A 10,091-nucleotide genomic window follows, 5' to 3' on the forward strand; every position below is an offset into this window, starting at 1 on the left:
TCAGATTCCTCCCGACGCAGCAATGTCGGCCGGGTCATGATCGCCCGAGATTTCTTGCGATAGATCGGGTCGCGTCGCGAGCAATTCAACCAACTCGGTCAACAGGAAGTCGCGGTCACGACCGGACAAGCCGATCGCGAGTTGAGCGATGAGGACGCCGTACTGGAAACCGATGTTGAATCGCTTGCCTCGAACTTGAAAGGCAAGGTACTTCCCACGTTGAGGCAATTGATTGGCCGCGTCGGACAGCGACGGTCGTTCCAAACTTGGGTCTCGCATCGTGTCGTGCATGCATGCCCACATGACCGGCGTCATCACGTGCATGCCGAAGTAACCCAGGTAATAGCCACTGCGAAGGCCCGGCGTGATCAGTTCTTGTTCGGCCAGTGTGGGCGTCGGTTTCTCGACGACGGTTCGAATTTCGTACAAGCCGTCATGTCGCGGAACGCTGGTGCCGCCGACGATCCCGAAATAAGGCAAGCGATGTTCGCGAGTCGATTGGACGGCCGAAACAGGACACTCATGTTGCTTCGCAACGGCCACCAATTGCGAGGCACAACTCGTCGACGCGGCGGACAAATACAAATGGTCCCCGACGAGATGCAGGAATGCGTCGTCGCCGCAGAACGACTCCGCCTTGAGCAACGCGTCGGCGTAACCGAGCGGTCGTTCTTGGTGCAGAAATCGGATCGCCCCGATCGAACTGCCCGCCGCGGCCCGATAGTTGGCTTCGTCGCCCGGTTGGATCACCACGCCGATCTCTTCGATCCCCGCCGATAAGGTCTCCTCGACGATCAATTGCAGAGCAGTCTTTTCCTCGCCGTTGCGGTCGACGAGTCGTTGCAGCGGCAGCGTGTTCTGGTTCGGGGCGGCGGCCGTGATGACGGCTTTGAGAACTTGCATGAATCTGGTCAGCGGTTGCGAATGAGCTGGAAAACAAAACCCCCGCGATCGTTCCGGCTGCGGGGGTTTCAGAATAGTCCAGCAATGGAAACTGACCAACGACCGGCGACCCAGAATGCCGGAAGTGCCGTTTTTGACGATCACACGGGCTCAGCAAGCCGACCTGGCGATTACGAAGGTTTGATGAAGCCCACCACCACGTCCGACTTTTTGCTAATCTGTGATCTCCATCAACCTTCAATCAGTCGGGCGGAAACCGGTTTGAAATTCAGCGAAATTGAATGGTGCACACCGCAGTACCAAGCCTCTCTCGAGTTGCGGCATCGCGTCTTGCGTGAACCGTTGGGGCTGAAATTGACCCCCGAAGAACTCGACGGCGAATTCGGCCAGCGACATTTTGCGATGTTCGATGACGACGACGCGATCCTCGCCATCGTGGTCGCCCGGCCCAAAGACTCCCGGCGCGTTCAATTGCGACAAATGGCGGTTCAACCGGAATCGCAAGGTAAAGGAATCGGGGCCCGTTTACTCCAACAGTGCGAAGCCGATCTGGCAAGCCACGGGTTCGCCGAAGTGGAACTCGAAGCCCGGGCGACGGCCGTGGCGTTCTATCAAAAACAAGGTTACGAACCGGTCGGCGAGCCGTTCGAGAGAATTTCTCTACCACATCAATTGATGACCAAAGTCATTTCGTAACGTTCACATCGTCCCAACTTAAACCGAACCGACCCAGGTATTTTCGCAACCGGTCGGCGTCGTTCGGCTTGGCTTTCGCTTGTCGCGATTGAGCAAACAGGAGCCGACCGGCTTCGGACATTGTTCGGCTTCGCCGGCACACTCGGATCACCTCGACAAGCTGAACTTGATCGAACCGATCGAGCGATGCGGCGCGTTCGGTGCCGAGGACGTTTGCGAGATCGTTCTCGGTTGAGTCGTCGTCGGCGTCCGTCGCCAAACCTTGCCACGAATCACGCAATCGTCCGATCTCTTCGCCCACGACCGCCAACGTGATTCGTCCGCCGTCGGCCAAGGTTCCCATGCGGATCACGGCGGCATTGAGATCGCGAAAATTGGCTTTCCATGGCGTCGAATCGGCCATCGCAAAATCTAAAAACGCCGACCGAGCTTCGCGACTAATCGTGACTTGGTGGCCGCTTTGCCGGCTCCATTGCTGAAGTTCAAAATCCAAATTCGGATCGATGTCCGAACGCCGCTCGGCAAGGCCGGGCAAGCGGAACGACCACAGGTTGATGCGGGCCAGCAGGTCTTCGCGGAATCGACCCGCTTGGACTTCCGCGACCAAATCACGATTCGATCCGGCGATCAATTGAAAATCGCTCCGAACGCCAACATCCGAACCGACCGGAGTGAAGTGCTTGTCTTCGATCGCACGCAATAACATGGCCTGTTCGTCGAGTCCAAGCTCGCCAATCTCGTCGAGAAACAACATGCCCGAGTCGGCAGATTTCAGCAGGCCTTTGCGTACTCCCACCGCACCGGTGAACGCTCCTTTGGTGTGGCCGAACAGTGTCGACATCGCTTGCTCGCCGCGGATCGTCGCGCAGTTAACCTCCACCAACGGACCGACGATTTGACGGCGGTTGTGTTTCAATTCGTAAACACGTTTGGCAAGTTGGGTCTTGCCCGCCCCCGTCGGTCCGGTCAACAAAATCGGGGCCGTGGTGGATAGCGTGACCCTTTCAATGCGATCGATCAATCGGTTGAAGTCGGCGTCCTTCGTCGCGATGCCGCGTTTGAGGATCGAGCGGGCTTCGTCTTGTTCTTGATGAAAACGCTTCGCCAATTCGTCGTAACGTGCCAAGTCCAAATCGATGATTTGATACGTTCCCTGAACCGCTGCGGCTTCCATCGGCAACGATCGACCACGGCCCGCCGGCGGCGAAGTTTGGATCAACCGCCCAGGCAAATAACGCGATTCGGTCAACAAGAACAAGCAAATTTGCGCGACGTGCGTGCCGGTCGTGATGTGGATCAAATAGTCTTCCGAGTCGGTGTCGAACGTGTAGTCGCGGGTGAACTGGTGCAGCGAAGTATAAACCTCTTGAAAATCCCAAGGATCCTGCAATTCGATCCAATGAATCCGAATGTCCGTCTCCGGTGAAACGGTTTGAATATCCACAACAACCTGATCGGCAAGTTTGGTGTAGCGACGATCCACCAAGAGTTCAAATCGATCGACGACCAGATCGTCTTGTTGGCAGATCGCCACCGACGGACGCCAAGCCGCCCATCGATCCCGAGCCCGCCGAGGCTGGTCCAATTGAACGCCCAACAATCCGATCACAACACAACGTTTTGACATTATTGGCGGTTGGCTATTGGCTATTGGCTATTGGCTATTGGCTATTGGCGGTTGGCAAAAAGCAGTTGGCTAAACTTCAACTTAAACTTCAACTTAAACCTAAACTCGCTTTCATCCTACGTAGGCTGGGTCGCAGCGATAGCGGAGACCCGGCAGGCTGTTAGCTGTTCAAGACCGGACCGATCAGTCAGACCAGTCCAATCCAATCCGACCGATCTCTTCACTCTTCACTCTTCACTCTTCACTCTTCACTCTTCACTCTTCACTGCCGGGTGTTCGTCGCAAAGCCTCCTCCACCCAGCCTACTTTAAAACGATACCCGGGGATAGATAACTATACCATGAGATAAGTCGTCGCTGGCGTCGGAAACTATCTAGGAATTCGTAAGTTATTCGTGAGCATTCACTTACGGCGATCTTTCCCAGTTCGGCACACCTCGTGCATTCCCCTGGCCAAAACAACGATACCATTTCTCTTTTTCGTGAGCCCCCCATGTCGCCGACGACCATGAACCGATCCCACGCTGAATCTCGCACCTCTTACACCGGTCCCGGCATGATCGCGACCGGCGAGGCGACCGCACTGCTGCCGACCGAAACGACGCCGCCGATCCGGGTGTTCGGGACCGAGTCGATTCGCGATACGTTCGACGACCTGTGCTTGCAGCAAGCCGTCAACTCGCGACTCGCCCCCGGCGTGACCGATCTCGTTTTGAATCCTGATGCGCATTGCGGTTACGGAGCCCCGGTGGGCTGCGTGATGGTTTCGCCGACGCATATTTACCCGGGCCCCGTCGGCGTGGACATCAAATGTTCGATGAGTCTGTTGCAATTGGACCTGCCCACCGAAGCGGTCGACGATCGCAAGGTCCGCCGCGCGCTCATCTCGGCGATCTGCCAACGAACGCCGACCGGGGCGGGCAAAGGGCAACGCAGCGTCACGAAAGCCCGACACGTCAACCGCTCCCTCGGGAAACAACTCGTCGTCGAAGGTGCCAGCGCCGACGTCTGCCGCGCGTTGGGGATTCCAACCGGTTGGGCGATGCGATGCGAAGACTCGTTTCACCTCGGACATGACGATACCGCCGGCGCACTCGAGTCGCGACTGGAAACGTTGCTTCAACGACGAGACATGAGCAACTTCAGCGACAAGATGCAACAGCTCGGCTCGTACGGAGGAGGGAACCACTTCGGCGAATGCGAAGTCGTCGAACTGGCTGATGACGACCAAGCACGCCGGTGCGGTGACGCGTTCGGTTTGCAAGACGGGAAAGTCGCTTTCCTGTCACACTGCGGATCGCGCGGTTTTGGTCACAATCTTGCCTCGGGGCAATTCAGCACCCTGCAATCCAAGTTCGATCGATGGGGAATCCCGCTGCCCGCCGGTGACCGACAACTCGTCTACGCGCCGTTGGGGACCGACGAAGCGAACGACTACCTCGACGACATGGCGCTCGGAGCGAACTTCGCGACCGTGAACCATTTGCTCATCAATGCTCTCGTATTGGAAGCGTTCCAAGAAGTGATTCCGGGAACGAAAGGAAACCTCGTGTACTTCATCAGTCACAACATCGCGCGAAAGGAAATCGTGGACAATCGACCCGCTTGGGTTCATCGCAAAGGCGCGACGCGGGCGATGCCGGCGGGCCATCATTCGCTCGCCGAAACCCCGTTCGCGAAGACCGGGCATCCGATTTTGTTGCCGGGTAACCCGCGTGATGGATCGGCGGTGATGGTGGCGCAGCCCGGTGCGGCGGCGTCGTGCTACAGCGTCAACCACGGTGCCGGCCGGGTCCTCGGTCGGCGTCACGCCAAGCGGGTGTTGGATCAAGCGACGATCGACAGCGAGTTCGAATCCAACGATATCCTCAGCAATTGTCGTCAATACCCGATCGACGAAGCACCGGCGGCGTACAAGGATTTCAACGAAGTCCTGCGGTCGGTCAAGTCGGCGGGTTTGGCCAGTGAAGTGGCTCGTTTGAAGGCTCGCTTTGTCATCAAGGACGCCAGTAAGGCGGACGATTAATGATTGAAATCAACGGAAGCGAGGGCGAGGGTGGCGGGCAAATCGTTCGCTCTTCGCTCGCCCTCGCCGCGGTCACCGGCCAAGAAATTCGCTTGACGAACATCCGTGGGGGCCGCAGCAAGCCGGGCTTGCTGCGGCAACACCTCGCCGGCGTTCGGGCGATCACCCAAATTTGCCAAGGCGAAACGACCGGCGACGAACTCGGTTCGAACGAACTGACGATGCGTCCGGGCTCGCTCGTCGGTGGTGATTTCCGCTTCGACGTCGGTTCGGCCGGCAGCGCGGTGTTGGTCGCCCAAACGATCCTGCCGGCGCTGATGATGGCGGAACGTCCCTCGACGGTCACGATCGGCGGCGGCACGCACGCGGCGTGGGCACCGCCCTTGGATTTCTTCAAGCGATGCTATCTCCCGCTGCTCGAGCAAATGGGCGCGAAGGCTTCCGTACAACTCGACGCTTACGGATTCTATCCGGCCGGCGGCGGACGGATCGTGATGCACGTCGAACCGACACCGGTCCTGAGCGGCTTGAGACTGGTTCACCGCACCGGAGAAATGCGGGGACGGGTGATCGCGTTGGTGGCCAAAGTCCCGCTATCGGTCGGCGAGCGGGAGTGCGACGTGATCGCTCGAAAAATGGGTTGGGACGGTTCGGCGTGCCAAGTCATCGACGCGCAACCATCCGGTGGACCTGGGAACGTCGTGATGATCGAACTCGGATTTGATTCGTTCACCGAACTGTTCATCGGGTTCGGGAAAGTCGGCGTGAAAGCCGAACACGTCGCCCGCACGACGCTTCGACAGGCACGCCAGTACCTCACCGGCGAAGCCCCCGTCGGAGAATACCTCGCCGATCAACTGCTGTTGCCGATGGGCCTAGCCGCCCGGTCCGGGCATGCGAGCGAATTCGTGACCGGGCCGTTGTCGTTGCACAGCCAAACCCACATCACCGTTCTGCAACGTTTTCTGGATCTGGACATTCAAACATTCGAGAAAGAAAACGGCTCGGTCCGCGTCGCCATTTCGCCGGCTTGATCGGTGAAGTGCCCGTTAATCAATTGCGACTTGTGTGTCAGAGGGCAACTCGACGGCGCAATGCGAAGGATTGATCGACGGGTTTCAAACTCTTACTGATCGCCGAGCACACCGCCGACGGTTCCGGTAGAGACGCCGGCGAGAATCACGCGTTGACCTTCGCGAAGCAAGAAACGTGCGGCTTCTTCACGAAACGTTTCCACCGGTAACAAACGCACGATCGGATTCGCTGTGGTTCCTAGGATTGAAACGACCAATGTTCGATCGCACAGTAATTCTGAAACGTCCAAGATGGCTGATGCGGGTAGAAGGGCACGTAGAGCGTATTGCGCAGCCAGTTCGGCGAACTCAGCTGCCACGTCTTGGTAGTTTCCCGTTGCGATCAATGCCTCCATGTCCATCCGACCACTTCGCAAGAACACCTTGCCGTCGGCCCGGATCAAGACATCTTGCGATGCCATCCAGAACTCATCCATCACGACTGCGCCGCGACCGATGATGCCGTTGGCTTCGCCCTCGTGAAAGGTTTGGTTGGTTAAGGAGACCGGCCCAAGCAACCGCGAGATGCCGATCAAACCGGGGACCGCCGCACCGCGAGTTTCCTCAAGCCGGAATCGAAAACGCCCGGCCAAGTCGTCGATCGTCCGAATGGATTTTCCGCCGATCACCAAATCGCCGGTAATTTCGCCCTGGGCGAACGTCGTCGCTTTTCCCAGTTGCGTACTGAGTCGGAAAAAATCCACCCGCCGTGTCCGCCAACGACTTTCCAAGTCCACGCCAGCGCCGCCACGCCGCGTTGAAGAGAGTGCTAACTCTCCATCGACTTGGCCACCGCCCACACCTGATCGGATCGTTGGAAACAAAACACTCCAGCTCCGACGACTCAAGTTGGCATTCATTTGGATTCCACTGTGAGCATCACCCAAGCCGAGTCCGTAGAAAATCAAGTCGCGACCATCAACACTGCCACGCACGCGAATCGATTCACCGTAACCTGCGACGGTGACCGATCCAGACGCACGTCCCTGATACGATTCGGCTAAGTCGCTCAGGAACCATAACCCACGATCGATCGCCACGCGGCTGATCGAAGCCCGCAGGTCGACACGCGGGTGAAACTGTTGTTGCCGGTCGATCAAATGAACTCGACCGGCGGCCCGCGCGGTCCCCGTCGCGTAGTCACCCATCAGTGATTCGATCTCGACAATGCCGTTATCGACTCGGCTTTCCAGGTTCATCGACCGTGATAGCAAACGGGATCGATAACGTAGTTGCACTAACGACAAATCCACCTCAATGGCGGGCAATTCCCAAACGTGGCTTGCGGGCGCATTCACATTCGGATCATCGGAACCAACTAAATCGCTCGCGAATGATCGGACCCCAATGGTCCCCGAGAGTTTGCCGGTCAAGTCGCTCCGCTGACCCAGAAACCATGACAACAGTGGTTCCAGATCGATCCCATCGAAGGTTGCTTTAGTGTCACGCATTCGGCTGATCGCATCGGACCAGAGGTCGCCCGCTTCCATCGCCGCGATCGTTTCGACGCGGACCTTGCCATCGAGCAGGGTGCCGTCGGCGGTCAGCGACCATTCGGATTGTCCGGCATCTAGGTCAGCGTTCAATTGCCCCACATTCACGTCGCCGAGTTGAATCGCGGCAACCTGCAGATTGGCCGTTCCGCGATGGGCCAATGGTTCGGCCGCCTTATCGATCGGCACGGACCAATCCAGTTCACCTGACAACGTCGCCGTCACGTCGACTTGCCGATCCGCGAACGTACCGATCCGAATGGTCGGTCGCAATTCCTCGACGGTCAAGTCCGCCTTCACCGTCCCTGCCGATTCCAATGGAACGGTCGCCGATCCGCTGACCCGGCCACCAAAAATCAGTGCGTCCAGGTTCGATAGCGTCATCGCTTGTTCGCTGATCTGGTACGTCGATTCGAATCGCTCGATCTCAAACCGGTCCGGTAGGTCCTGTGGATTGCGTTTTGGCGTCAGACGTAATTCCGATTCTGTAAACCTCACTTGATGTTCGAGGGTTCCCAGGTCTACACCTGCCACCATCAATTGAGGTGACGCGATCATTCCTTCAAGCGTCCATCGCGAGTCTTGTATCTGTTCGTTGAATTGACCGCGGCCGGTCAAAATGAAATCGACTTTGCCTTCGATGATGGAAACTTCAGATGACGGCTCAATTAGTAGGGCCGCGACGGTTCCGGTGGGGATGTCGTCGCCGGACAGGTTGAGTTGCAACTCGCCGACACCGTTGAGCGGAATCGACGCATCACCGAAAAGCCGGATGGAACGTGATGGCTGTTCCTCCGCATTCGCCGTTAAAGACACTTCGGTCATTGAGAGCACTTGGTCGCTGATTTGAACGCGGCCGACATCCAGGTCCGACGGAGGCAGGTCAGCCAGCACCACGCCTCGTCCGCTCGCACGACCGGTGAGTTGATAGGTCGCCAGATCGCTGATCGAGCTCAACGGAACCTGCACTTCGAACTCGGTCGAAACTTGACCCGCCGTTGGAATGAACCCGGATTGATCGGGTAGGAACTTGCGTACAAGATCACTGAGCGAGTCGAGCGACAATTGATCGATCCGCACGTCAGCGGACACGTCGCCCTGAGGGACCAGTTCAACGCTCGCGGTCGCAACCAGTTCCCCCGCATTCGCTTCCGGCGATCCGATGGGGTTCGCGCTTCCCGTCCGACGATCCAAGACCGTCGCTTTGAGTTTTTCCAGCGATGCAACGCCATCGCGATAGTTGATCGAAGTGCTCAAGTCCTTCACGGCGACGCCATCGACGAGCAATCGCGGGCTCGTCAATGTTCCATCGAACCGATAGGCGGCTCCGTCTCCCAGCGAGGTCCATGGGATGCCGACGTTGAAACGCACCGAGACAGTTCCCTCCAAATCCACGCCGGTCTCAATCCCGATCGCTCCCAACCGATCGGCCAGTTGTCCCACGTCGACGTCGTCGAACGACCACCGCGTCGTCCAATACCGCTCGGGTTTCTCGGCGGGTTCATCCGGTTGGGCCGACACATCGGAGGGGACGACCATGTTTACCGACAAAAAAATGCCAGCCAACAGGATGCGTACCAATGTGCGAAGATTCTGATTCCATGCCATATCGATCATCCATCGGATGCGCGTCAAATAACCCATTGCGTCACAAGAGTTTTCGTACTATTCCAAGACCTTCGTCTGGCCCGCCAGACCAGCTTGCCGGCGAGCTTGGAAATTGATCACTTCCGCCGTAGCAACGCCCCTAAATCGCTGGACGAAAATCCGGCGATGCAAATCTCGCACCACCAACCAGTCCTTTGACAATCCGTCATGTCTGACGCGACTGGTGACTCTCGCTCGTCAATGTTTTCATGCCGATCGAGAGCCCCGGTCGTTGGGGTGGACGCGACCGATTCAGGTGCTCCTCGAGGAACTGCGTGATGACACTCTTCGACGCATTGCGGTGGAACGGTTGGCGGGATGGACCCATGTCGCAGTATATACCCCACATCTTTTTTGACCCCCACGAGCTCGTCTCGCGGGTGAACAAGGTTCGCAAGCTAGACAACGACGCCCTCCCAACCTTCCGATTTTCACTTGTGCTCGCCGCTTGAAGCGGCGAGCACAAATGAAAATCGGAAGGTTGGGGGAATTGCGGCTCGTGTCTAGCTTGCCAACCTCGGCTTCCTGCCAGACGAGCTGGCAGGGGAGCAATCCATGAGGACTTGTGGGGTATAAAAAGTACTGTCATATCCAGAATGAAAATTCGTGATGCGCGCGTACATCTAG

Annotated in this window: 6 protein-coding genes; 3 read left to right on the plus strand and 3 right to left on the minus strand. The window is 57.7% G+C overall.

Features of this window, described 5'->3' with window-relative positions; genetic code table 11:
• Complete coding sequence (locus tag Pla100_RS05805) at window positions 1-903, minus strand: sugar phosphate nucleotidyltransferase (protein ID WP_146576760.1); 903 nt, start codon at window positions 901-903, stop codon at window positions 1-3.
• An 84-nt stretch (window positions 904-987) separates the two neighbouring features.
• Here Pla100_RS05805 and Pla100_RS05810 point away from each other — a divergent pair, with 84 nt between their 5' ends.
• Window positions 988-1,599, plus strand: coding sequence for a GNAT family N-acetyltransferase (locus Pla100_RS05810; RefSeq protein ID WP_231602763.1), 612 nt, complete (start codon window positions 988-990; stop codon window positions 1,597-1,599).
• Here Pla100_RS05810 and rtcR read toward each other — a convergent pair.
• Window positions 1,589-3,226 carry an RNA repair transcriptional activator RtcR gene (gene rtcR, locus Pla100_RS05815; RefSeq protein WP_146576761.1) on the minus strand — a complete coding sequence of 546 codons (1,638 nt, stop codon included), beginning with the start codon at window positions 3,224-3,226 and terminating at the stop codon, window positions 1,589-1,591. The two genes, Pla100_RS05810 and rtcR, sit on opposite strands and share 11 nt — an antisense overlap.
• 507 nt (window positions 3,227-3,733) lie before the next feature.
• On the opposite strand from rtcR, the gene Pla100_RS05820 reads away from it, so the two are divergent.
• Both Pla100_RS05820 and rtcA read left to right on the plus strand, forming a co-directional pair.
• Window positions 3,734-5,251: an RtcB family protein gene (locus tag Pla100_RS05820; protein ID WP_231602764.1), complete on the plus strand. Its 1,518-nt coding sequence runs from the start codon at window positions 3,734-3,736 to the stop codon at window positions 5,249-5,251.
• Window positions 5,251-6,285, plus strand: coding sequence for an RNA 3'-terminal phosphate cyclase (gene rtcA / locus Pla100_RS05825; RefSeq protein WP_146576763.1), 1,035 nt, complete (start codon window positions 5,251-5,253; stop codon window positions 6,283-6,285). The genes Pla100_RS05820 and rtcA overlap by 1 nt, the downstream gene beginning before the upstream one ends.
• A gap of 92 nt (window positions 6,286-6,377) precedes the next feature.
• Here rtcA and Pla100_RS05830 read toward each other — a convergent pair whose 3' ends face one another.
• Window positions 6,378-9,425: an AsmA-like C-terminal region-containing protein gene (locus tag Pla100_RS05830; RefSeq protein WP_231602765.1), complete on the minus strand. Its 3,048-nt coding sequence runs from the start codon at window positions 9,423-9,425 to the stop codon at window positions 6,378-6,380.
• Window positions 9,426-10,091: the final 666 nt, after the last annotated feature.

This window comes from Neorhodopirellula pilleata (assembly GCF_007859915.1).
In the GTDB taxonomy this organism is placed as follows: domain Bacteria; phylum Planctomycetota; class Planctomycetia; order Pirellulales; family Pirellulaceae; genus Rhodopirellula; species Rhodopirellula pilleata.

Bases quoted from the DNA above. Each gene is read 5' to 3' on its own strand.
- Pla100_RS05810 (WP_231602763.1), top strand. From the start codon at position 988: ATGGAAACTGACCAACGACCGGCGACCCAGAATGCCGGAAGTGCCGTT.
- rtcA (WP_146576763.1), top strand. From the start codon at position 5,251: ATGATTGAAATCAACGGAAGCGAGGGCGAGGGTGGCGGGCAAATCGTT.
- Pla100_RS05830 (WP_231602765.1), bottom strand. From the start codon at position 9,425: ATGGCATGGAATCAGAATCTTCGCACATTGGTACGCATCCTGTTGGCT.
- rtcR (WP_146576761.1), bottom strand. From the start codon at position 3,226: ATGTCAAAACGTTGTGTTGTGATCGGATTGTTGGGCGTTCAATTGGAC.
- Pla100_RS05820 (WP_231602764.1), top strand. From the start codon at position 3,734: ATGAACCGATCCCACGCTGAATCTCGCACCTCTTACACCGGTCCCGGC.
- Pla100_RS05805 (WP_146576760.1), bottom strand. From the start codon at position 903: ATGCAAGTTCTCAAAGCCGTCATCACGGCCGCCGCCCCGAACCAGAAC.